Here is a 22,322-nt window from a genome sequence, read left to right on the forward strand (position 1 = left end):
ATGACGTCACTGTCCGCCAAGACGGTCGAAAAAGACTATTATCTCCTCCCATGTCTTGAACTCGTCGCTTCCCCACACCACCGTGGTGCCGATGAATCCGTCGCTCTCACGGTCGGTGATGAGATAGTCGCCGTAGAGCACCTCACGCCGGTTGGCGAACACCACACGGTCGTGGGCGGGAGCGCTGAGATATCTCTCCACCCACTCCACCGTCTCCGCCATGCTGCCACGGTCGTTGAACGGCGCAGGAGCCACCACGTAGACGTCATATCGCTCGATAAGAGCCTCATACGCCTTATGCATGCTTGCCGTGGCGTTGCGGTAGCTGTCGGCAAGTGTGGAGATGTCTATGAGCACCGTGGGACGCTGTCTGCCATCCTGACGGTCGTCTATGCGGCGTATCAGGGGCACGAGATAGTGTAGCGCGACCTTGTCGGTGAGCCTGTGACCGCCGTGAAAGTGTATGGCTTCGGGGTAATGCTCGCAGAACAGATCGAACGTGTGTACGACGGGATCCTCATCACCGAACAGTCCCGTAACGCGGCAACGCTCCTCCGGAGTGATGTCCTCGAAGCAGTGGGACGTAGCCTCTGCATATTCCTTCACGAGCGACTTGGTGACGATGAACTCCTGTACACCGTCGGCTCTGGGGTTCTGGAACGTCTGCTTGCCTGTCATTCCATGCTTTGTCATGGTCTCGCCCATGCGGAAGGCAGGGTTCACAAGGATGCGGTCGTAGCCCTTGAGCTGCTCCGTGTACATGCCTCCCATCGACGTGCCGATGATGAGATGGGGCTTCTCTTCCTCACACATGGCACGCAACATGTCCATCGCCTCGGCGGGATGTATGGGTATGTCGCGCGCCACAACGGTGGCATCAGGCATGAGAGTGCGCAGAAGCGTCACCGTGCCCGACTGCGCCGACGAGCCGAATCCGTGTACATACATTATCTTCTTTCCGGACATGAGCCCGGGAAACTGCTTCACATATTGGTTTTCCATATCTCTCCTGTTTTTATATATCAACGGTACGGACGCTCCGCATTATCCGCCTGCATCCATCGCACCATCTGTCCTTACATCCGGCACGTGACGACCAGTATGCCGCGGAGCACCTTCCGGCAGAGTGCAAAATTACACATTTTATTCCGCCCGACCGCCATCCGCCCCACACAGATTGCACCGCCACCGCACAAAAACAATCCTGCATATTCATGCAATTCCGTCCGTCGCTTATGCATAAACCGTCTTTCCCAACTCCACGAGAGCGCCTCCGTTTCGCACAAAAGCATTCGCGCCCGCATACACGCGGTTCTCGCAAAGAACGAGTAAATCCCTGGCAACCAACCGTTTACCAAGAATCGTCTCACAGAAAACGCTTTCCGCCACTGCCAAAAAGCCTCTTCCGTCTCACCAAAGAGCCTCTTCCGCAACACAAGAAAGGCTTTAATGCATCGCCATAAAGCCCTTCCAGTCACATCAAAAAGTCTTTTCCACACCGTATGCGATGCTTTTCAGCCCTGCCGTAGCATTTAAATGCACTTTTTATTCACGTTTTACGGTATTACAGCTTCTATTTTGAAGATTTGTTTTGTCAAAATAAAGTCAAGCCGGGATGCATAAATATACATTACAGGCGTATAAAATCCATAATGTCGCGAATATCGGAATTAATTATTACTTTTGCAGAAGCTATAGCCTCGACAGTGGCAATGACACGCGTATTGCGTCATCGGTGTCGCGGCATGAAGCACGGACGACGCTTGTGCTGGCATAAGAAAGACACGCCTCGCAGGCATCGACACGTATATTAACGACACATAAAAAGAAACGGAACAGTTATGGAAGGACTTATAATAGCACTCACACTGCCGCTGCTTGGCACGATGACAGGCGCGGCGTTCGTATTTTTCATGAAGCACGAGATGCCTGCGCTTGTGCAGAAATCGCTGCTCGGATTCGCCTCGGGAGTTATGGTGGCAGCCTCGGTGTGGTCGCTGCTCATACCCGGCATGGAACTGAGCGGCGGCGAGGGATGGGTAAAGGTGATGCCGGTAGCCGCAGGCTTTCTGTGCGGCATAGGCTTCCTGCTCGCCATCGACTATCTTACGCCCCACCTGCACATAGGCGGAGCCGCTCCCGAAGGACCGCGCAGCCGTCTCTCGCGCACGGCGATGCTCTCGCTTGCAGTCACCATCCACAACCTGCCCGAAGGCATGGCGGTGGGCGTGGTGATAGCCGGAGCGATGCAGGGTGAGGCAGGCATAACGGCGGCTGGGGCAATGGCGATGTCGCTCGGAATAGCAATACAGAACATACCCGAGGGTGCCATCATATCGATGCCGCTTCGCGCGGAGGGCAACAGCCGCACGCGCTCATTCGCGATAGGCTCGCTCAGCGGTGTGGTGGAACCGATAGGGGCGGCTGCCGTGATACTTCTCGCATCGGCAGTCGCCCCGGTCATGCCCTATCTGCTTGCCTTCGCAGCGGGCGCAATGATATATGTCGTAGTGGAAGAGCTGATACCCGAGGCGTCAGAAGGCAGCCACAGCAACCTCGGCACCATAGGTTTTGCAATCGGCTTCACACTTATGATGATGCTCGACGTGGTGCTCGGATGAGCACCGCGGAGTCATTTCAGCATCACCTTACGCACGGTTCCGTCTGAGTAGCGGATGATATTCAGTCCGCTCTTCGTTCCCGACTGTCTCACTCCGTCGGCGGAATAGATGCCTACAACCGTGCGCTCACCCGTAACAGACGGCGATGATATGGCGGTGGGAGTCTTCTCCTGACGCGAGAAGGCGAGCACCGAGAGGGTGGCGTCGTTGCGCATGTTTATCGTGACAGACTTCACCTGGCGGTTCTCGTCGCAGCTTATGGCGTTCTCGAAGAGACAGTAATGGCAGTCAGTGCCGTAAGAAGAGTCTGACAGGGTCATGCATCCGAGCTGCGTGACAGCCTCATCACCTACGGGATTTCTCACCGACCAGTCTCTCACAGTGAGCATCTGCGGTGACGAACTCGTACCGTCAGCATAGTTAACCACAGCCTCTATCTCGCTCTGTCCCCTGCCGCTGGTTGCCAGCATGCTCAGTTCGGCAGTGGCGAACGGCTTGTCAAACACCAGTTCTCCCGTCTGTCCGGAGCTTCTGAGGTGCAGTGAGTTGTTGCCGTCGTAGGCAGCCAGCCTGTACTCAATGTCTGAGTTGGACACTATCACGCGCGAGTCAGGCAGTCCGCCCTCGCTCTTCAGCGATTCCGAATAGAACGACCGGTTGTCGTCGATAGCCCCGGTGGCATGCCCCGATGCGGGCAGCGACTCTATGATGACGTCTCCGTTCCACCCCTCCGAAACACTCACCGGAACATAACGCAACGACGGGTCGCGCGGCAGAAGCTGCTTGTCCATGAACTTCACACGGTTTCTTATCCAGTTCTTCAGATAGTCTATCTCGTCCCCATAGGTCTGACCTACATAATAGTTGGGCCACACCTGACGTCCGATGACGTTCCACGCGCTCTGGTTTCTGTTGAGTGCGCCGCCGGAGGTGATGACGTTTGTGAGCGAGTCTATCTTCGCCTCGATAGCCTCATCGGAATATTGTCCGTTGCGATATTGCTGCCAGCGTTGCTTCACATTGTCCATGAAACTCTTGTCGCGGGTCAACTTATACCACCAGAAGGGCACGAGCTGAGGGTCGCCTGTGCGGGCGTTGAAGTCATACTGCCACAGGTCGGTGCGCTCGCCATAATTATAGTTGGCGTTGCCGTAGGCTATGTTGAAATCCCATAACGACATCTTCCATCTGTGGTCGAGTCCCTCGCGTGCGGCGCGCGTCTCGCTGTACTTATACAGATTGGTGCTCAGACGGTAGCCGTCGATGTTGAACGAGAGCTCTGTCGCGAGCATGTAGTCTATGAACGAAGTCTCGTCGACGTACTTGCGGTAGCCGCGCTCCGGGTCGCTGTAGTAGCTTGTGCGGAACGAAGCCTCCATATCGTCTATCGCCTTGTGCAGTGCCGCCTCCGTGCCGGCAGGCAGTTCGGCGAAGTCATCGTATTCGGGAGACTTGTACTGGTATGTTATCCAACTCGAGGACAGTTCGTTTCCGCTGCCGTCCACGGGATGATACTTCGACCGGTAGTACTGTGGCTCGTCGTCGCGGTCTATCTCCACGTGGAAGTCTCCGGTGAGATCGCCGTCGTCCTCGCCCGGGTCGTTAAGGTTGAGACGATTCTTTCCCTTGCCCACACGTTCCGACATGATGAACACTCCATAATAAGTGCCGTCGAGAACGAGCTCGCAGAACTTTGCGTGAGGCACATAGTCGAAATACGGGCGCGCCAGTTCGAAGGTGAGCACATCGCGTATCATGCTCTTGTCGGAGAACGGGGCGAGCAACGCCCAGTCGTTGTCCTTGCCCATACCCATTATCTTCACCTTCTGCTTCTTGCCTCCCTCCTCGAGCGGTTTGTCCAGCGGGCGGAACGAGTATGGCTTCTTTTCAGAGCTGTTGAACGACGAGTTGCCTCTGTATTTCAGCCCCACATATCCCTCATAGTCCACCTTCTGGTCAGGATGGGCTATGGTGTCACCGTAGTTGTACTGTCCCTCTCCGTTGTCAATAATCTTCACCCGCGCCGTGACACGGTCCTCACGCTGTATCATCTGTCCGTCTACGTTGATGAAGACAATAGGCATGTTGGTTCTCGTAAGCCTCACATTAGGATTGTTAGTAGGCTTGTAGTTGTCTGAACGCTGTGCGTGCGATAACACCGCAAGCAGCATAAATGGCATAAGTAAAAGTATTCTTTTCATTTAAATACGTATTTAATTATTAAGTCATTAAATGGTCTCTATAATATAATAACAACCGAGAAAGGTTTTTACTAAAAATATAAAACATAAAAAAACATAAAAAACAATGTGACGGCTCCTGCTACCCGGAAAACCGGCGGATGCCGTCACATTATACATATATATTAAGAATGGTATACAGTCTTACTTGATGACGTTCAGCTCACGGCCCACCTTGACGAACGCGTCCACCGCCTTGTCAAGATGGCTGCGCTCATGTCCGGCTGACAACTGCACACGTATGCGTGCCTGTCCCTTCGGAACGACGGGATAATAGAAGCCCGTCACGTAGATGCCTTCCTCCTGCATGCGTGCCGCGAAGTCCTGCGACAGCTTGGCGTCATACAGCATCACGGCGCAGATGGCGCTCTGTGTGGGCTTTATGTCGAAGCCTGCGGCGAGCATCTTGTCGCGGAAATATGTCACGTTGTCCATCAGTTTGTCGTGCAGCGCGTTGCTTTCCTTCAGCATACTGAACATCTCTATGCTCGCGCCTACTATGGAAGGAGCTACCGAGTTGGAGAACAGATAAGGACGCGAACGCTGGCGCAGCATGTCGATAATCTCCTTGCGTCCTGTCGTGAATCCTCCCATCGCACCGCCGAAAGCCTTGCCGAGCGTGCCAGTGAAGATGTCGATGCGTCCGTAAACATCGTAAAGCTCGGCAACACCGTGACCTGTCGGACCCACGACTCCGGCTGAATGAGACTCGTCAACCATAACGAGCGCGTCATACTTCTCGGCAAGTTCGCATATCTTGTCCATAGGAGCTACGTTGCCGTCCATTGAGAACACGCCGTCGGTTGCGATGATGCGGTGACGCTGTGCCTGCGCCTCCTTCAGGCAACGCTCGAGGTCTGCCATGTCGGCATTGGCATAACGGTAACGCTTAGCCTTGCAAAGGCGCACACCGTCGATTATGGACGCATGGTTGAGAGCGTCTGATATGATGGCGTCCTCGTCTGTAAGCAGCGACTCGAACAGTCCGCCGTTGGCGTCGAAACACGATGCGTAAAGAATCGTGTCCTCCGTCTTGAAGTAATCGGAAACGGCTGCCTCGAGCTGTTTGTGCAGGTCCTGGGTGCCGCATATGAACCTTACGGACGACATACCGAAGCCGTGCGAGTCCATGGCTTTCTTTGCGGCGTCTATGAGACGGCTGTTGTCAGACAGCCCCAAGTAGTTGTTGGCACAGAAGTTAAGCACCTCTCCGCCCTCCTTAACCTTGATGTCAGCGCGCTGCGGAGTGGTTATCACACGTTCGTTCTTGTACAATCCGGCAGCCTTTATGTCTGCCAGTTCCTTCGCGAGGAATTCTTTCATTTTACCATACATAGCTTTATGATTTAATATATTGTTTAAGCACCATTGTCATGTCGCAAGACAAAGTTCATATTTTTTTTGTACCTGACAAAAAAATAAGGTAAAAAAATGCTTTTTTACCGCCAAAACTGCATACCTTTGCATAAGATAAGATGCACTCGGGAAATATAGAACAAGTTCTCTTTCCGCTCGCTTTCATTATCTTTGCATAAGATAAGATACGCCCGGGAAATAAAGAACAGGTTCTCTTTTCCTCACGCCTGCACCATCTTTACTTACAGAAAGACTATACAAACAAACCTCGACAATGAAAAATATTCTAATCATCGGTTCTACAGGACAAATCGGTTCCGAACTCACCATGATGCTGCGCAACCTTTACAGCGGCAACATCGTTGCCGGATACATTCCCGGCGCAGAACCAAAAGGGGAATTGAAAGAAAGCGGACCGTCTGCCATCGTTGACATAACCAACCAACAGCAGATAGCGGATGCGGTGGAGAAATACCACGTCGATACAATCTACAACCTTGCAGCACTGCTTTCCGCTGTGGCGGAAGCCAAGCCGCAACTGGCATGGAAGATAGGGGTGGGCGGACTGTTCAATGTGCTCGAAGTGGCGAGAGAGAAGAAGTGTGCCGTATTCACACCGAGTTCCATTGGCTCGTTCGGACCGTCCACACCGAAAGACAAGACTCCGCAGGACACCATACGCGACCCGAAGACAATGTACGGGGTGACAAAGGTGACAGGCGAACTGCTGAGTGACTATTACTATACACGCTTCGGCGTAGACACGAGAGCCGTGCGTTTCCCCGGACTTATCTCATACGTGACTCCTCCAGGAGGCGGAACCACCGACTACGCGGTTGACATCTACTACTCCGCAGTGAAGGGAGAGACATTCGAATGTCCCATCGTCGCAGGCACGTTCATGGACATGATGTACATGCCGGACGCCCTTCGCGCTGCCATAGAGATTATGGAGGCTGACCCGGAGAAGCTCGTTCACCGCAATGCTTTCAACATAGCGTCGATGAGTTTCGACCCGGAAATGATATACAACAGCATCAAGGAGGCTGTGCCCGACTTCAAGATGGTGTACAAGGTGGACCCTCTGCGGCAGGCCATAGCCGAGTCATGGCCCAACTCTCTCGACGATTCGTGCGCACGGGAGGAATGGGGTTGGAAGCCTGATTACGACATGAAGACAATGACAAAGGACATGATTGAGAAACTGAGGATAAAACTCGGCAAGTAAAGATTATACATATTATATATATAAAACGGATGTGCCCTTCAAGCGGAGCACATCCGTTTCAGTTTTCCGGGAACGTTATCAGACCGCCGGAAATATCTTTTGACACGCAACAGGCGTAAGGATACTGACAGAGGAAGCCCGATGAAGTCCGGCATGATTGGCTTTCCTGCTGACAGCCGGTTCCTCGTCAGGCATCACGCTACGCCCCTGCGTCACTTCTTTACAATGGCTGTCTCAATGTCAGAATAAGCCACCGAGGCACGTATGGTGCCGAGTGCGTAAGCCGCAACATCGTAAGGCTGGTAAATGAACGTGACACTGTCCTTGCCCAAAACGAAATTGTCGGGCACGTAAGGCTCTCCCAGAGCGAATACGCCTTGGTCCTTCAGACCGTCCAGACCGTCTGTCTTATATTGTGCCGAGAGGCTTTTGATTATTCCTTCTGTCACCACGCTGTCAGCGTCTGCGGCAAAGAAGTCAGCCTTCCCTATCTTCGCGCCGGTGGCGGTGTCGAAGTTTATCGCCTTGACAAGGTTCATGCCGTGCGCTCCTCCGGTGAACGAATAGATGTCAGACAGATATGTTATCACGCCCGGACGACCTTCCTTGGCTGACGTTTTCACAATATACTCATAGTTGAGCGACGCTCCGCTCAAGCCCTCATTAACCATCTTGCCGCACTCCTCGCGGTAACCGGCGATGTATGAGGCGACAAACCGGTCCACAGCCTGCCTCATCGTGATGCCCGAGTCAGGCTTTTCCTCAGACTTCCACATATCTGTCAATATGCCGGAATTCATTATCGAGTCGTTCACGGCATCCGCATTTGCTCCTACGGCATAAAGAATGTTCATTTTAATTTCGCACCTCACGGAGTCGTTATCACCGTTGAGCATAGCCACAGTATCGACTACGATACTGTCGAAAACAAGACTGTCTGCATCGGAAGAGCCTTTGCTCTGACCGCCGCATGAGCTGAGCGCCGCAATGATGAAGGCAGACAGCACAGCAAACGGGAACATAATCTTTTTCATAATGATGGAGTTTAAGAGTTTGAATTATAAAAATTGAATTATAAAATAATTGTATCAACGCAAGTACACCAGCTTTTCAGTCTCTCCGGAATAGGTGTTTATCCTTATCCTCACAGCGTCGGCGTCTATGTCGGAGGTCCTTATGCTCAGATATTTGCGCACCGAATAATATTCCGGAACACCGCCCTGGTCGTGCATGAACCGCAATACGGCGCACCTGCCTCCGTCGGGCAAGTCCTCGGTCTTGTCTTCCACGACCCCTACGGTCTGCACTCCTCCGTTGTCATCTGACGTCCCCGACTTCAGCACCACGCACATATTAAGATACTTGCCTTCTGCCGACAGCCACGCGCTCTCGAACGTCACGGGGTCGGCGGGCACATTGTCTGTCTGCCGCAAGGGCACTATGTTCAGCACAGGCACCCTCACCACCGACAGAGCCTTGGCACAGGCAGTACCCGATTCGTTGTAAGTCAGGTTGTAATACATCAGTGCCCTGTACACCGAATCGGGCACCGTTATCCACGACAGTGTGAAAGGCGGGTTTGTGACGAGTTTCTGTCCGTCGTCCGTCACGACATAGTCCACCGTCTCTCCGGCATCCGAATGCATCTCCACGAAGTCGGCACGCATGTACGAATACTTGCCGTCACCGCTCTCATACCCGTCGGCTGAGCATCCGGCGAGCACTGCCAGAACCGCCAGCACGCCTGCTATATGAATGAAGCGCGTCTTACACATCATCCCCCATCACACTGAAACGGTTGCGCGCCGGATTGGCATACATCGTGAGCATGCGCTCGCGCAGGAATGAGTAGTCAGGTTTCTCCAGCTCAATCCTTGCAAGCTGTGTGTCGATATATTTCTCAAAGGCAGCCTTCTCGGCTCCGGTATAATGCGCGGAGAGAGCGTCTGAGCCTTCGAGCATGTCGAGTGCGATGTAGTTGTTGGGATAAAGCCGGTAGCCGGAGAATATGTCGCGGTCGATATGTTCAGCCACCGCATGGTAGAAGTCGCCTTTCGGCATGTCTTCGTCGAGGGTCATGAGCCATCCGTCCATGCATGGCGCGCAGTGGTAGTGTATGCGTCCCTTGTAGCCCATGATGCCGGTCTGCATGCTCACGATGTCGTCCTGCGCCGACTTCTTCCATCCCTCCACGTCGCGTTTGAGCTGGAACTCCCTCGCCTTGAGGAAGTCGCACGGGTCGAACTCATACGATATGGACAGCGGGACGATGTGCAACGCCGCGATGCGGTCTCTCACCGTGCCTTCCCCTCCCATAGCCATCATCTTCAGTATTGCCTCCTGCGTGCGGTCGTCGGAGTCCTTGGCGCGTCCCTCGCGCTGCGCTATCCACACACATTCCTTCTTCTCCGCTATGACAAGATGCATGTAGTCGGACAGCCGTTTGCTTGCCGTGAGCATCTGTCTCATAGACAACGCCCGCTCGACAATGAACGACTTGTTTATCCTCACGATGTCCTTCACCCACGGCAGAGACAGAAGATTGTCGCCGATGGCTATCTCGCACGTCGTGGAGAAATGCGAGTCGAGCAGCATCATGTTGAGCAACGCCGAGTCGAGCACTATGTCGCGGTGGTTGCTCACAAACGTGTAGTTGCGGCTGTTGTCTATCGCCGAGCAGTCGATGTCGCATCCCCGGCTCGCCTTGGCGAGCAGTCCGGAGAGGAACGGATAGCAGAACGTGCGCTGGAAGTCGAGGTTCGTGCGGCACGCACGCATTCTCTCAGACAACGTCTCAAACGGGATGTCGGGGAAGATGGCGGCAGCCACCGCCCTGAACTGGCTGTTGGCGACAAGGCGCTCATACACTTCCGGAAGCTCTTCCGGCTCGAACGGCCTTATCGCATCATACTGTCTTAATAACTCGATGTTCATAATCACTTAATTATCAGGTAGGTAATAAAGTGGAGCCACGCTCAGGCGCCGGTTCAGAACTGGTTCTCCACTATGTCTGTCAGCACGTCCTTGATGTCGAGTCCGGCGGCACGCACCTGCTGGGGGATGAAGCTTGTGGCGGTCATACCCGGTGTGGTGTTCACCTCGAGCATGTTTATCTTGTCGTTGCCGTGTTCGTCTTTCGTTATGATATAGTCCACACGTATTATTCCGTTGCAGCGAAGTATGTCGTAGATACGCGATGTCTCCTCAGCCACTCGCGCCGCCGTGTCGGGCGATATGCGCGCCGGAGTGATTTCCTGGACCTCTCCGTTGTACTTGGCATTGTAGTCGAAGAACTCGTTGGCGGTGACAACCTCCGTGGCAGGGAACACCACCGACTTGTCCTTTGTCTTGTAACAGCCTATCGATATCTCCGTTCCGTCGAGGAAACTCTCTATCATCACCTCGTTGCTCTCCATGAAAGCCACGCGCAGGGCGGGCGCGAGCTGGTCGGCGTTCTTCACCTTCGACACGCCGAAACTGCTTCCGTCGGCGGCGGGCTTTACGAAGCACGGCATACCGATGATGCGTTCTATCTCCTCCTCGCTGTACTTGTTCTCCTCCCCGCGGCGCAGCAGCAGACTGCGTGCCACGTTTATTCCATAGCCGCTGAGGTAGCGGTTGAGCACATACTTGTCGAACGTCATTGCCTCGACGAGCACTCCGCTCGTGCTGTAAGGCACGCCTATAAGCTCGAAGTAGCCCTGCATGAGTCCGTTCTCTCCCGGTGTTCCGTGTATGGTTATGTAGGCATAGTCGAACACCACAGCCTTTCCGTCCTTGACGAAGGAGAAGTCGTTGCGGTCGACGGGAGCGGTTGTGCCGTCCTCGAAGTTCACGTGCCAGTTCTGTCCCTCCACGTCAACGATGTACACGTTGTACCGTTCCTTGTCGAAGAACGAATAGAGTCCGTTCGCCGAATTCATCGACACGTCGTGCTCCGACGAGTCGCCGCCACACACGATGGCTATGTTTCTCTTTATATTTTCCATTTTTTCAAAACGTTGCTTACTGATTCTCAAATGTGTTGTTGTTTGTCCCGGATATGTATACGCGCCACTTTTCTATCAGCGCGGCAAGGTCGGCGGGTGGCGGGGAGTCGAAGTCCATCTGCCTGCCTGTGAGCGGATGGCGGAAGCCGAGGGTGCGGGCGTGCAGTGCCTGACGGTCGCAGAGCTTGAAGCAGTTGGTGATGAACGCCTTGTAAGAGGAGCTTCTGTTGCCCCGCAATATCTCGCATCCGCCGTAACGCTCGTCTCCGAAGAGCGGATGACCTATGTGCCGCATGTGCGCCCTTATCTGATGTGTGCGTCCGGTCTCAAGGATACACTCCACAAGAGTGACATAGCCGAACCGTTCCATCACCCTGTAGTGGGTCACGGCAGGCTTTCCTATGCCCGAGTCGGGAGGGCAGACGGTCATCCGCAGACGGTCTTTCGGGTCGCGGGTGATGTTTCCCTCTATGCGTCCCTCGTCCTCGTTGAAGTTGCCCCACACCAGAGCCACGTAGCTGCGGTGGGTCGTCTTGTTAAAGAACTGCGCTCCGAGCGACGTCTTCGCAGCCGGAGTCTTTGCCACGACGAGCAGTCCGCTCGTGTCCTTGTCTATCCTGTGGACCAGTCCCACCTCCGGGTCGTTGGGGTCGAAAGAGCCGACGTCCTTCATGTGCCATGCCACGGCGTTGACCAGCGTGCCGTGGAAGTTGCCCACACCCGGGTGCACCACCAGTCCGGCGGGCTTGTTGACAACCATCAGCTCGCTGTCTTCGTAGACGATGTCGAGCGGTATGTCCTCCGCCTCTATGGTTGAGTCGAAACGCGGACGGTCAAGCATCAGTGTCACCACATCGCCCGGACGCACCTTGTAGTTGCTCTTCACGGGACGGTCGTTGACGTGTACGAACCCGGCGTCCGCAGCCTTCTGTATGCGGTTGCGGCTGGAGTGCTGGAGCTTCTCGCACATGTACTTGTCCACGCGCAGTGCCTCCTGTCCCTTGTCCACCACGAAGCGGAAATGCTCGTATAGCTGTTGCGCCTCCTCGTCAAGTTCCTCTATGTCCTCTATGTTGTCTGCCATGAATTGTCATGATTTTGTTTTCACACCTATTTATATATACTACCGGTTCATTCGGCAGCCGGTTCTTCATCAGGCAACGGAGCTGTCACTACCTGGAACTCGTCCACGTCGCCCTCGTCCACAGGCTCGAACGCGTCAACATCCACATACTCTATGCTGTCCGACTCGTCGCGCATGCCGCTTCCTGCCTGCACCGTCACAACGTCGTCCACCGATATCCTGTCGCCTGCCACCACCTGTCTGCCGCGCACCGTCACACCGTAGACCCAGTCGCGCTCGCCCGGCACATACTCAGGCTTGCCCACCTTGAATCCCATGGCGGACAGTTTCGCCATCGCCTCGCGCAGCGAACTGTTGTCTATAATGTCCGGCAGGGCTATCATGGGCGAATGTTCGGCGTTGATGATTACCGTCACCACACGTCCGCTCTTCACCTTCTCGCCAGGTGCGGGCGTCTGTTCGAGGATGCAGTCGGGCGACAACGTCTTCACGTAACCCGTATCGCTCACCACGACATCGAGCCCCAGCCCCTGCAATATGTGCTGGGCGTCCCTGAACGACTTCTGCCGCAGGTCGGGCACCACTATCGCCTCACCGTGATGGGTGTACACTCCGAGCCAGTATTTCAGCCCGAATACCGCCAGCAGCACCACAAAAGCCATTGCCGCCAGATTGCCCCATAGATACCAGCTTTTGAACTTTTTGAAGAAATCCGTAGGTTTCATCTCACATCATTTTGTACATAGGATATGCGCACAAGGGAAAAGCAGACATATCATTTGCTTTCCCGGCGCAGCCTTTTTTGTGCAAAGACAGTGCCAGCGAGCGCAATGAGAGCTTGCTCTCAGATTGCCGAGCGCAGCCTGTCTTATGCAAAGACAGTGCCAGCGAGCGCAATAAGAGCTTGCTCTTAAATTGCCGAGCGCAGCCTGTCTTATGCAGAGACAGTGCAAGGTGAGTGCAGCAGCAAGGCGGGGAAACGAAGTTTTACCAGACTTGATGATGCCGAACCGATGCCTGTCTTATGCAGAGACAGTGCCAGCGAACGCAATAAGAGCTTGCTCTTAAATTGCCGAGCGCAGCCTGTCTTATGCAAAGACAGTGCAAGGTGAGTGCAGCAGCAAGGCGGGGAAACGAAGTTTTACCAGACTTGATGATGCCGAACCGATGCCTGTCTTATGCAAAGATAACACTAACTACTCAATGAACAAAATAAAAGCACAGATAAAGTGTAAAAAAACACCGTCACACCAACAACCCGGCAACCGCCCTCCGCTCCCGCTGTCCGGCCACGCCCCGACCGCACGAGGCACGCACCACCCGTGCCCCATGCCCCATACGTCCCCTCCATCCGTCCCGACACGCATTCTCCGTACAGAAAACCCGGAAGCGGAGACGCGCTGTTTTCTTGACTTTTTCTTTACATAACAAAATCGCGAAACAGACATCCGGACAACACAAATACCTACTTTCCGAACACCGCTCACGCCCCTCCGCCATGCCTCTACCCCACTCCCGATACCCCCAAACGGGCTTTCCGGCTCACCGCAAAGCCCGTTTCATGACGCGGAACGTGCCGTATCACAGCGCGAAAGAGCCTCTTTGGCGGTGCCGAAAAGCCCGTCCGGCAATGCAGGACAGTGCTTTCCGCGTTGCCAGAACCACCATAAAGAAAGCAAGCCACTGAATATCAACAACTTGGAAAAACCTCTTGAAAATCGCGTTTTTCGCATCAGAAGAAAGTCACGGAGCAAACAGCCCATTCTCGCGGACATAAGACAGAAAACCCGAGCCTGCCAAGCCACGCCACACCAGCACAAAAACGGCTTCTCACACCGCACCGTCACGGCATACCTGAAAACCGCCACGGCATGCCCGACACCCGTCATACGCCATAAAAAACAGCAAGGAGCAGGTACTTCTCCCTGCTCCTTGCTGCTCACAATAATCCCGTCACCGACGGAACTCCGGCTTATTTGCCGTGGTGCTCGTCTGATACAGTCAGCTTTTTGCGGCCGTGAGCACGACGTGAAGCCAATACACGGCGACCGTTCTTTGTCGACATTCTCTCACGGAAACCGTGCTTGTTCACTCTCCTTCTGTTGTGAGGCTGAAACGTTCTTTTCATTTTCTATCTATAATTTTATTTGTTATTATTCACGCTTTGGGCTGCAAAATTACTCATTTCTTTTCAAACAGCCAAGAAGAATGCGATTTTTAGAAGATTTATTTAGGTTTTTTTCTAAAATAAACGTAACTTTGCAGCGAATTAAGGAAGAACAAACGAACAATTCAAATTTAGACAGACACATATGATCAATTCACAGGACATTAAGAACGGAACCTGCATCCGCATGGACGGCAAGCTGTTCTTCGTCATCGAATTCCTGCACGTGAAGCCCGGAAAGGGAAACACCTTCATGCGCGTGAAACTGAAGAACGTTGTCGACGGACGTGTGCTTGAGCGCCGGTTCGACATCAGTGAGAAACTTGAAGACGTACGCGTGGAGCGCCGCCCATACCAGTATCTTTACAAAGAGGGCGACGACTACATCTTCATGAATCAGGAGACATACGACCAGATTCCTATCGCACACGACCTCATAACAGGCGTCGACTACATGAAAGAGGGCGACGTGATAGAGGTTGTGTCAGATGCGTCAAACGAGACTGTGCTCTTCGGCGAGATGCCGGTAAAGACAAACCTCCGCATAACACACTCTGAGCCGGGCATAAAGGGCGACACCGCAACCAACGCCACAAAGCCCGCGACGCTCGAGACAGGCGTTGAGGTGCGCGTACCGCTGTTCATCAACGAGGGCGACCTCATTCAGGTAGACACCCGCGACGGCAGTTACCTGCAGCGCGTGAAGGAATAAAAGGAACACAACTCACTTATAAGGGAAAAGGTAAAAACCGGACACGCAACGCTGCATGCCGCTTTTTACCTTTTTCCGTTTTCATAAGCAGATGTTCAAAATCAACCGATATTATAATATTACTCATATGTTATATATATCTTTGTAACCATCCTGTGCGCTCTTCATGGCTTCACACCAAAGTCTCATAACTCTTCAGACCTTTAAATGCAGCCCCGGACAGCACACAATATGATGGCAATCAATTCAGAACATCTGCTTGACAGAATACGCCGGAAACGCATTCCGGCACTCCAACCGGAAAATATTGGTGACTATGAAATACAGCTTCATCATTCCAGTTTACAACCGTCCCGACGAGGTGGACGAACTGCTGCAGAGCATGACACGCCAGACGCTCTCCGCATTTGAGGTGATTGTCGTGGAGGACGGCTCAGTGCGCGACTGCAAAGAGGTGTGCGCACGATACGCCGGAAAGCTCGACCTGCACTACTACATGAAGGAGAACTCTGGTCCGGGACAGAGCCGCAACTACGGGGCGGAGCGCGCGCGGGGAGAGTATCTCATCATACTCGACAGCGACGTGGTGCTTCCCGACGGATATCTCAGGCATGTCGACGACGAGCTGCGGCGCATGCCGGCAGACGCCTTCGGCGGACCTGACCGCGCGCACTCCTCGTTCACGCCCACACAGAAGGCGATATCCTTCTCCATGACTTCCTTCCTCACCACGGGAGGCATACGCGGCGGAAAGAAGAAGATGGACAGGTTCTATCCCCGCTCGTTCAACATGGGCATACGGCGCGACGTGTACATGAGGCTCGGAGGATTCTCACGCATGCGCTTCGGCGAGGACATCGACTTCAGCATACGCATATTCAAGAGCGGATATGCGTGCCGCCTGTTCCCGGAAGCGTGGGTATGGCACAAGCGGCGCACCGACTTCCGCAAGTTCTACAGGCAGGTGTACAACTCCGGCATTGCCCGCATAAATCTCTACAAGAAATATCCTGAATCGCTGAAGGCTGTCCACATGCTCCCCGCAGTGTTCACCGTGGGCGTGCTCATGGCTCTGGCGGTGCTGGCGGCAGGCACGTGCATGAGCCTCATGTCGGCTGACCCGGTTGTCAGGGCGGGCGGCAAGCTGCTGTGCCACATAGGAAGGCTGCCTCTCCTGCTGTTTGCCGCAGCCGTGTTTCTCGACTCCATTGTCAGCCGCAACACCGTCATCGTGGCTCTGCTGAGCGTTCCGGCGGCTTTCATCCAGCTCATGGGCTACGGCGCGGGATTCCTCAACGCATGGTGGAAACGGTGCGTCAGGGGACGTGACGAGTTCTCCGCTTTCGACAAGACATTCTACAAATGACAGACAAACTCAACATAAACCAATGGGCGGAGGACGACCGTCCGCGCGAGAAATTCATGCGCAACGGAGCCAAAAGCCTGTCAAACGCAGAGCTGCTCGCCATACTCATCGGCTCAGGCTCGACCGACGAGAGTGCCGTGGAACTGATGAAGCGCATACTCGGAGACTGCAACAACAACCTGAACACTCTGGGAAAGAAAACCATACACGACCTTACAGCATACAAGGGCATGGGACCTGCAAAGGCGGTAACGGTGCTCGCGGCATGCGAACTGGGCAAGCGCAGACAGGCGGAGACCACCGAGCAGCGTCCGAGACTCGACTCGGCGGATGCCATCTACGCGCATATGCTCACCCGGATGCAGGACCTCGACGTGGAGGAGGCGTGGGTTCTGCTCATGAACCAGAACTTCAGGCTCATCAAGGAAGAGTGTGTCTCGCACGGAGGCATCAGCGAGACGGCTGTCGACATACGCATCATCATACGCGAGGCGATACTGCACAACGCCACGGTCATAGCCCTGTGCCACAACCATCCGAGCAACAACGCCAGACCGAGCGCCGACGACGACAGGCTGACTCAGAGACTGAAGAAAGCCTGCGAAGTGATGAGGATTCATCTGGCAGACCACATCATCGTGACCGACGGGCAGTATTACAGCTACTGTGAAGAAGGAAGGATGTGACAGCAAAAACACCGTTTTTTCATTGCAGGACAATTTTTTTTTCATATCTTTGTATAAGATAAGCTGCACTCGGGAAAATAAGAGCAAGCTCTCTTTCCTCTCGCTTGCATTATCTTTGTCAAAGATAAGACTGCACAAAACAGTTTACATCATACCATCACCGCGCCCGCTTTCGCCATTCCTGCCTGAGACAGGCTCGCATACCGCCAATGCAGGCGCCTTAATAAGGACATAACACATGACACAGGAAGAAAAGACAAACATAGAGGAGCGCGTCGTCGACATGCTGAAGACGGTCTACGACCCTGAGATTCCGGTAAACATATACGACCTCGGACTCATTTACAAAATCGATGTGAGACCGACATACGACGTCGTGATAGACATGACGTTCACCGCACCGTCGTGTCCGGCGGCAGACTTCATAATAGAAGACGTCAGACTTAAGGTGGAGACGATTGACAAAGTGAAGTCGGCGACGGTCAATCTCGTATTCGAACCCGAATGGGACAAGAGCATGATGACCGAAGAGGCACGCGTTGAGCTGGGCTTCGAATAGGCAGACCGCACACCGGCAAGGCACACATCGCGGCACAGACCGTGAGAAGACCGGCACCGGCATATGCCCGCACGCGACACATCAGACACATCCCTACGCCATCTTTCATTATGAACAAAAAAAACATATACTTCCTTTCCGACGCCCATCTCGGCTCACTCGCCATAGAACACGGGCGCACACAGGAACGGCGGCTGGTGAGATTTCTCGACAGCATAAAGCATAAGGCTGCCGCGATATACCTGCTCGGCGACATATTCGACTTCTGGAACGAATACAGATACGTGGTTCCGAAAGGCTACACACGGTTCCTCGGCAAGCTCTCGGAGCTTACGGATATGGGCGTGGAGGTGCACTTCTTCACAGGCAACCACGACATATGGACATACGGCTACCTTGAGAAGGAATGCGGACTCATCGTACATACGCAGCCTCTGACGACGGAGATATACGACAAGGTGTTCTTTCTCGCGCACGGAGACGGACTGGGCGACCCGGACGCACGCTTCAAGCTGCTGCGCCGTCTGTTCCACAGCCGCACGTGCCAATGGCTCCTCAACACCGTACATCCGAGGTGGGGAATGGCTTTGGGACTGAACTGGGCAAAGCACAGCCGCCTCAAACGCGCCGGAGGAAAGGAACCGCCGTACATGGGAGAGGACAAGGAGTATCTCGTACTGTTCGCAAAGGAATACATGAGAACGCACCCGCAGATAGACTATTTCATCTTCGGACACCGGCACATAGAGCTCGACCTGATTCTCTCACGCAAGTCGCGGCTGATGATAATAGGCGACTGGATAACGCAGTTCACATATGCCGTGTTCGACGGAGAGCACATGTTCCTCGAGGAATATGTAGAGGGCGAAAGCAGACCATAAACAAACTATATAACATCTATTATGATTTCACTGAAGACAATAGTGCTGGCAGCGGCATGCTCGCTGCTTACATGCACCACGGCAACGGCACAGAACCACAACGACTTTGCCAACTACAGACGCTACGCTCAGGAGAACGCCAGACTCGGAAAGCCTGCCAAGGGCGAGAAAAGAGTGGTTTTCATGGGCAACTCAATCACTGAAGGATGGGTGAACACGCACCCGGAGTTCTTCAAGAAACACGGTTACATAGGACGGGGAATAGGCGGGCAGACGTCATACCAGTTCCTCATGCGCTTCCGCGAGGACGTGATCAACCTGGAACCGAGGGTTCTCGTGCTCAACTACGGCACCAATGACATAGCCGAAAACACAGGTCCCTACAACGAGGACATCACATACGGCAACATTCTCTCCATGGTGGAGCTTGCCAGGGCACACAAGATAAAGGTGATACTCACATCCACCCTGCCTGCAAGAAACTTCGGATGGCGGCCGTCTGTGACCGATGCGATGAAGAAGATACGCAGCCTCAACGCACGTGTGAAGGCTTATGCGGAGAAGAACGGAATACAGTATGTGGACTACTTCACAGCATTGCTCGCTCCCGACAAGGAAGGGATGGACAGCAAATACACTCCTGAGACAGTGCATCCCAACGGTGCCGGATACGACGTAATGGAAAAACTGATTGTACCCGCAATAGAAAAGGAACTGTAAAGGCAGCCTTGCGTATCCGCAAAACATGCTTTGCAAATACTTGAAAACCGATTTTCTGATACGCAAAGACATTTTTACAGATATGCGACAACAGCTTTGCCAATATATAAAAACCGGTCTGCGGATAATTAAAAAAAGGTTTACTGATATAAAGAAAGGCATGTCACTCTTCATGATGACATGCCTTTCTACTTTTAATATGTTCTTTTCTCTCACTTCTGAAGCAACGCCATGGTGTCCTTGGCAATCATAAGCTCCTCGTCGGTAGGTATCACGCATACCGTAACCTTTGAGTCGGGAGCAGATATGACAGCCTCCTTGCCCTGTGTGTTGTTGGCTTCATGGTCTATCTTTATGCCGAGGAACTCAAGTCCTTTGCACGAGTCCTCGCGCACATCGGTCTGGTTCTCGCCAACACCGGCGGTCCAAACGATGATGTCAACACCACCCATGGCGGCGGCATACGCACCGATGTATTTCTTGATGCGGTAGCAATACATGTCCAGAGCGAGGCGTGCGCGCCTGTTGCCATCGGCTGCCGCCGCCTCAACTTCGCGCATGTCAGACGACACACCGCTTATTCCGAGCACGCCGCTTTGCTTGTTCAGATACTCAGCCATCTCCTGCGGCTGCAGTCCGAGCTTCTCCATGATGTATGTGACAGCCGATGCGTCAATGTCACCGCTGCGGCTTCCCATCATCACTCCGGCAAGGGGAGTGAGTCCCATTGACGTGTCCACGCACTTGCCGAACTTCACTGCGGTGACGCTCGCGCCGTTTCCTATGTGGCAGGTTATGATGCGCTGCGTGCTGATATCGCGTCCAAGGAACTCGCATACACGCTGTGACACGTAGCGATGGCTCGTTCCGTGGAATCCGTAACGGCGCACATGATACTTCTCATAAAGCTCGTACGGCACGGCGTAAAGGTATGCGTAATCGGGCATGGTGCTGTGGAAGGCGTTGTCGAACACGCATACCTGCGGAACGTCGGGCATCAGTTTGTCCACCGCACGAATGCCTTTGAGGTGTCCGGCGTTGTGCACCGGAGCAAGGTCACAGAGGCTTTCGATGCCCCGTTCCACGCTTTCGTCCACGATGACACTCTTCTCAAACAAGTCGCCGCCCTGCACAATGCGGTGTCCTACGGCGTCAATCTCGTCGAGACTCTTTATCGCTCCTATCTCCGGATCGGTGAGCAGGCTGAACACGAAGTTCACTCCCTCCTTATGGTCGGGCATGTCGTGCATTATCTTTTTCTTCTCTCCATCGGGCATCGTCACCTTTACGAATGCCTCATCGAGCCCTATCCGCTCCGCTCCTCCGGCAGCCATGACCGAGTGGTCGTCCATGTTGTAGAGCTTGTATTTGATGGACGAGCTGCCGCAATTAAGTACTAATATCTTCATTTCTGCTTTTGTTGTAGTTTGAAAAATAAACCATGCCGCCCCGGGAAAGCGCATTCCGCACAGTGTAAGAGTGCTTTTTCCCGACGCGGCATGCTGATGTCTATTTGGCGTCTTGCGCCTGACAAGCCGTGATTGCCACCATATAATATATGTCATCGATGGAACATCCGCGGCTGAGGTCGTTCACCGGACGTGCGATACCCTGAAGAACAGGACCTATCGCCACCGCGTTTCCAAGACGCTGGACAAGCTTATACGATATGTTTCCCACCTCGAGGTTGGGCACAATGAGCACGTTGGCATGTCCGGCGATGGTGCTTCCCGGCGCCTTTTTCTCTCCCACGCTCGGCACGAGAGCCGCATCCGCCTGCAGCTCTCCGTCAAGATGAAGCTCAGGATCGAGCTCGTGGGCAAGCCGTGTAGCCTCCACCACCTTGTCAACATTCTCATGCTTGGCGCTCCCTTTGGTCGAGAAGCTCAGCATAGCGACCCTCGGGTCGGTTATTCCGGCTATGGTCCGTGCGGTCTGAGCCGTACATACGGCTATCTGAGCGAGCTGTTCGGCAGTCGGAACAGGCGTTACAGCCACGTCGCCCATTACGAATATGCCGTCCTCTCCATAGCGGTGCTCGTGCGTGATTACAAGCATCGCGCCGCTGACACATGTCACTCCGGGCGCGCACTTGATGATCTGCAGAGCCGGACGCAGCGTCTCACCCGTCGTGCTGAGTGCTCCGCTCACCTGTCCGTCAGCCTCCTCAAGCTTTATTATCATACATCCCAGGTAAAGAGGATTTCTCACCAGACGGCGGGCTTCCTCTATTGTCATGCCCTTGCTCTTACGTATCTCGGCAAGCTTTTCGGCATACATCTCGCTCTTGGGATTGTTCTCGGGGTCGATGATGGTGGCTTTCTGAATGTTGGAAAGTCCCCACTGCTGTGCAAGACGGCTTATTTCACCGGGGTTTCCTATTAGAATAATGTCGGCTATGTCGTCAGCCAGAACTCGGTCGGCGGCTTTAAGGGTACGCTCCTCAGTAGCTTCGGGGAGCACGATGCGCTGTTTGTTGCTCTTGGCATGCGCTACTATTTTCTGTAATAAATCCATGGTTATTCAGATAATATGTATTTTGTAATTTCTATTTTGCAAAATTAAGAAAAATAATCGGAACAGAACGATGTTTTTGCTCTGTTTTTTTCGCACTTTCAATGATGTGACACGCAAATGGCGTAACACGGACGGCGGAGCGGTGAAAAGGCTGTCCGCAACGCTAAGAATCAGACTGTTACATCATCACACACAG

20 protein-coding genes are annotated in these 22,322 nt (G+C 53.7%); 8 read left to right on the forward strand and 12 right to left on the reverse strand.

Annotated elements, in window-relative coordinates:
• Positions 1-6 precede the first annotated feature (6 nt).
• Positions 7-1,002: a YqiA/YcfP family alpha/beta fold hydrolase gene (locus BN4609_RS00465; RefSeq protein WP_068854853.1), complete on the reverse strand. Its 996-nt coding sequence runs from the start codon at positions 1,000-1,002 to the stop codon at positions 7-9.
• 839 nt (positions 1,003-1,841) lie between these two features.
• Here BN4609_RS00465 and BN4609_RS00475 point away from each other — a divergent pair.
• A complete protein-coding gene (locus BN4609_RS00475) occupies positions 1,842-2,621 on the forward strand; it encodes a ZIP family metal transporter (RefSeq protein ID WP_068854857.1) in 780 nt (259 codons plus the stop codon).
• An 11-nt stretch (positions 2,622-2,632) separates the two neighbouring features.
• Here the strand turns inward: BN4609_RS00475 and BN4609_RS00480 are convergent, their stop codons facing one another.
• Complete coding sequence (locus BN4609_RS00480; RefSeq protein ID WP_068854858.1) at positions 2,633-4,822, reverse strand: CotH kinase family protein; 2,190 nt, start codon at positions 4,820-4,822, stop codon at positions 2,633-2,635.
• Positions 4,823-5,005: 183 nt separating this feature from the next.
• Positions 5,006-6,196 (reverse strand): glycine C-acetyltransferase, encoded by a 1,191-nt coding sequence (gene kbl / locus BN4609_RS00485; RefSeq protein WP_068854860.1) that lies wholly within the window; start codon positions 6,194-6,196, stop codon positions 5,006-5,008.
• Positions 6,197-6,491: 295 nt separating this feature from the next.
• Here kbl and BN4609_RS00490 point away from each other — a divergent pair, with 295 nt between their 5' ends.
• Positions 6,492-7,445, forward strand: a complete 954-nt coding sequence (locus tag BN4609_RS00490) for an NAD-dependent epimerase/dehydratase family protein (protein ID WP_068854861.1) — start codon at positions 6,492-6,494, stop codon at positions 7,443-7,445.
• 212 nt (positions 7,446-7,657) lie between these two features.
• Here the strand turns inward: BN4609_RS00490 and BN4609_RS00495 are convergent, their stop codons facing one another.
• From BN4609_RS00495 to rpmH, 7 genes are all read right to left on the reverse strand, one after another.
• Complete coding sequence (locus BN4609_RS00495) at positions 7,658-8,479, reverse strand: DUF3298 and DUF4163 domain-containing protein (RefSeq protein WP_084791292.1); 822 nt, start codon at positions 8,477-8,479, stop codon at positions 7,658-7,660.
• A gap of 54 nt (positions 8,480-8,533) precedes the next feature.
• Positions 8,534-9,223: a NigD1/NigD2 family lipoprotein gene (locus BN4609_RS00500; RefSeq protein ID WP_068854865.1), complete on the reverse strand. Its 690-nt coding sequence runs from the start codon at positions 9,221-9,223 to the stop codon at positions 8,534-8,536.
• Positions 9,213-10,379 carry a 1-acyl-sn-glycerol-3-phosphate acyltransferase gene (locus BN4609_RS00505; protein WP_068854867.1) on the reverse strand — a complete coding sequence of 389 codons (1,167 nt, stop codon included), beginning with the start codon at positions 10,377-10,379 and terminating at the stop codon, positions 9,213-9,215. Before BN4609_RS00505 ends, BN4609_RS00500 begins: the two co-directional genes overlap by 11 nt.
• A 53-nt stretch (positions 10,380-10,432) precedes the next feature.
• Entirely contained in the window at positions 10,433-11,434 is a 1,002-nt protein-coding gene (locus BN4609_RS00510; protein ID WP_021994177.1) for a D-alanine--D-alanine ligase, read from the reverse strand.
• A 16-nt stretch (positions 11,435-11,450) separates the two neighbouring features.
• Positions 11,451-12,518, reverse strand: a complete 1,068-nt coding sequence (locus BN4609_RS00515; protein WP_021994178.1) for an RluA family pseudouridine synthase — start codon at positions 12,516-12,518, stop codon at positions 11,451-11,453.
• 47 nt (positions 12,519-12,565) lie between these two features.
• On the reverse strand, positions 12,566-13,243 hold the full coding sequence (locus BN4609_RS00520; protein WP_068854869.1) for a PASTA domain-containing protein: 678 nt from the start codon (positions 13,241-13,243) through the stop codon (positions 12,566-12,568).
• 1,247 nt (positions 13,244-14,490) lie between these two features.
• On the reverse strand, positions 14,491-14,646 hold the full coding sequence (gene rpmH / locus BN4609_RS15485) for a 50S ribosomal protein L34 (protein WP_021994181.1): 156 nt from the start codon (positions 14,644-14,646) through the stop codon (positions 14,491-14,493).
• A 184-nt stretch (positions 14,647-14,830) separates the two neighbouring features.
• Here rpmH and efp point away from each other — a divergent pair, with 184 nt between their 5' ends.
• From efp to BN4609_RS00550, 6 genes are all read left to right on the forward strand, one after another.
• Positions 14,831-15,397 carry an elongation factor P gene (gene efp, locus BN4609_RS00525; protein WP_021994182.1) on the forward strand — a complete coding sequence of 189 codons (567 nt, stop codon included), beginning with the start codon at positions 14,831-14,833 and terminating at the stop codon, positions 15,395-15,397.
• 316 nt (positions 15,398-15,713) lie between these two features.
• Complete coding sequence (locus tag BN4609_RS00530) at positions 15,714-16,763, forward strand: glycosyltransferase (RefSeq protein ID WP_068854988.1); 1,050 nt, start codon at positions 15,714-15,716, stop codon at positions 16,761-16,763.
• Positions 16,760-17,449 carry a RadC family protein gene (radC, locus tag BN4609_RS00535; protein ID WP_068854871.1) on the forward strand — a complete coding sequence of 230 codons (690 nt, stop codon included), beginning with the start codon at positions 16,760-16,762 and terminating at the stop codon, positions 17,447-17,449. The genes BN4609_RS00530 and radC overlap by 4 nt, the downstream gene beginning before the upstream one ends.
• A 238-nt stretch (positions 17,450-17,687) precedes the next feature.
• Entirely contained in the window at positions 17,688-18,008 is a 321-nt protein-coding gene (locus BN4609_RS00540; protein ID WP_021994185.1) for a metal-sulfur cluster assembly factor, read from the forward strand.
• Between the two features lie 110 nt (positions 18,009-18,118).
• Positions 18,119-18,889 carry a UDP-2,3-diacylglucosamine diphosphatase gene (locus BN4609_RS00545; RefSeq protein WP_068854873.1) on the forward strand — a complete coding sequence of 257 codons (771 nt, stop codon included), beginning with the start codon at positions 18,119-18,121 and terminating at the stop codon, positions 18,887-18,889.
• A 21-nt stretch (positions 18,890-18,910) separates the two neighbouring features.
• The gene (locus BN4609_RS00550) at positions 18,911-19,609 is read left to right on the forward strand and encodes an SGNH/GDSL hydrolase family protein (RefSeq protein WP_068854875.1); all 699 of its coding nucleotides are present in this window, start codon (positions 18,911-18,913) and stop codon (positions 19,607-19,609) included.
• A 212-nt stretch (positions 19,610-19,821) separates the two neighbouring features.
• On the opposite strand, the gene BN4609_RS00555 is transcribed toward BN4609_RS00550, so the two are convergent.
• A complete protein-coding gene (locus BN4609_RS00555) occupies positions 19,822-21,018 on the reverse strand; it encodes an acetate kinase (protein WP_068854877.1) in 1,197 nt (398 codons plus the stop codon).
• Between the two features lie 100 nt (positions 21,019-21,118).
• Positions 21,119-22,126: a phosphate acetyltransferase gene (gene pta, locus BN4609_RS00560; RefSeq protein ID WP_068854878.1), complete on the reverse strand. Its 1,008-nt coding sequence runs from the start codon at positions 22,124-22,126 to the stop codon at positions 21,119-21,121.
• Positions 22,127-22,322: the final 196 nt, after the last annotated feature.

The sequence above is a fragment of the Leyella lascolaii genome (genome assembly GCF_900079775.1).
In the GTDB taxonomy this organism is placed as follows: domain Bacteria; phylum Bacteroidota; class Bacteroidia; order Bacteroidales; family Bacteroidaceae; genus Prevotella; species Prevotella lascolaii.

Excerpts from the sequence above, each read along its gene's own strand:
- BN4609_RS00465 (WP_068854853.1), bottom strand. The coding sequence starts at position 1,002 with ATGGAAAACCAATATGTGAAGCAGTTTCCCGGGCTCATGTCCGGAAAG.
- BN4609_RS00475 (WP_068854857.1), top strand. The coding sequence starts at position 1,842 with ATGGAAGGACTTATAATAGCACTCACACTGCCGCTGCTTGGCACGATG.
- BN4609_RS00480 (WP_068854858.1), bottom strand. The coding sequence starts at position 4,822 with ATGAAAAGAATACTTTTACTTATGCCATTTATGCTGCTTGCGGTGTTA.
- kbl (WP_068854860.1), bottom strand. The coding sequence starts at position 6,196 with ATGTATGGTAAAATGAAAGAATTCCTCGCGAAGGAACTGGCAGACATA.
- BN4609_RS00490 (WP_068854861.1), top strand. The coding sequence starts at position 6,492 with ATGAAAAATATTCTAATCATCGGTTCTACAGGACAAATCGGTTCCGAA.
- BN4609_RS00495 (WP_084791292.1), bottom strand. The coding sequence starts at position 8,479 with ATGAAAAAGATTATGTTCCCGTTTGCTGTGCTGTCTGCCTTCATCATT.
- BN4609_RS00500 (WP_068854865.1), bottom strand. The coding sequence starts at position 9,223 with ATGATGTGTAAGACGCGCTTCATTCATATAGCAGGCGTGCTGGCGGTT.
- BN4609_RS00505 (WP_068854867.1), bottom strand. The coding sequence starts at position 10,379 with ATGAACATCGAGTTATTAAGACAGTATGATGCGATAAGGCCGTTCGAG.
- BN4609_RS00510 (WP_021994177.1), bottom strand. The coding sequence starts at position 11,434 with ATGGAAAATATAAAGAGAAACATAGCCATCGTGTGTGGCGGCGACTCG.
- BN4609_RS00515 (WP_021994178.1), bottom strand. The coding sequence starts at position 12,518 with ATGGCAGACAACATAGAGGACATAGAGGAACTTGACGAGGAGGCGCAA.
- BN4609_RS00520 (WP_068854869.1), bottom strand. The coding sequence starts at position 13,243 with ATGAAACCTACGGATTTCTTCAAAAAGTTCAAAAGCTGGTATCTATGG.
- rpmH (WP_021994181.1), bottom strand. The coding sequence starts at position 14,646 with ATGAAAAGAACGTTTCAGCCTCACAACAGAAGGAGAGTGAACAAGCAC.
- efp (WP_021994182.1), top strand. The coding sequence starts at position 14,831 with ATGATCAATTCACAGGACATTAAGAACGGAACCTGCATCCGCATGGAC.
- BN4609_RS00530 (WP_068854988.1), top strand. The coding sequence starts at position 15,714 with ATGAAATACAGCTTCATCATTCCAGTTTACAACCGTCCCGACGAGGTG.
- radC (WP_068854871.1), top strand. The coding sequence starts at position 16,760 with ATGACAGACAAACTCAACATAAACCAATGGGCGGAGGACGACCGTCCG.
- BN4609_RS00540 (WP_021994185.1), top strand. The coding sequence starts at position 17,688 with ATGACACAGGAAGAAAAGACAAACATAGAGGAGCGCGTCGTCGACATG.
- BN4609_RS00545 (WP_068854873.1), top strand. The coding sequence starts at position 18,119 with ATGAACAAAAAAAACATATACTTCCTTTCCGACGCCCATCTCGGCTCA.
- BN4609_RS00550 (WP_068854875.1), top strand. The coding sequence starts at position 18,911 with ATGATTTCACTGAAGACAATAGTGCTGGCAGCGGCATGCTCGCTGCTT.
- BN4609_RS00555 (WP_068854877.1), bottom strand. The coding sequence starts at position 21,018 with ATGAAGATATTAGTACTTAATTGCGGCAGCTCGTCCATCAAATACAAG.
- pta (WP_068854878.1), bottom strand. The coding sequence starts at position 22,126 with ATGGATTTATTACAGAAAATAGTAGCGCATGCCAAGAGCAACAAACAG.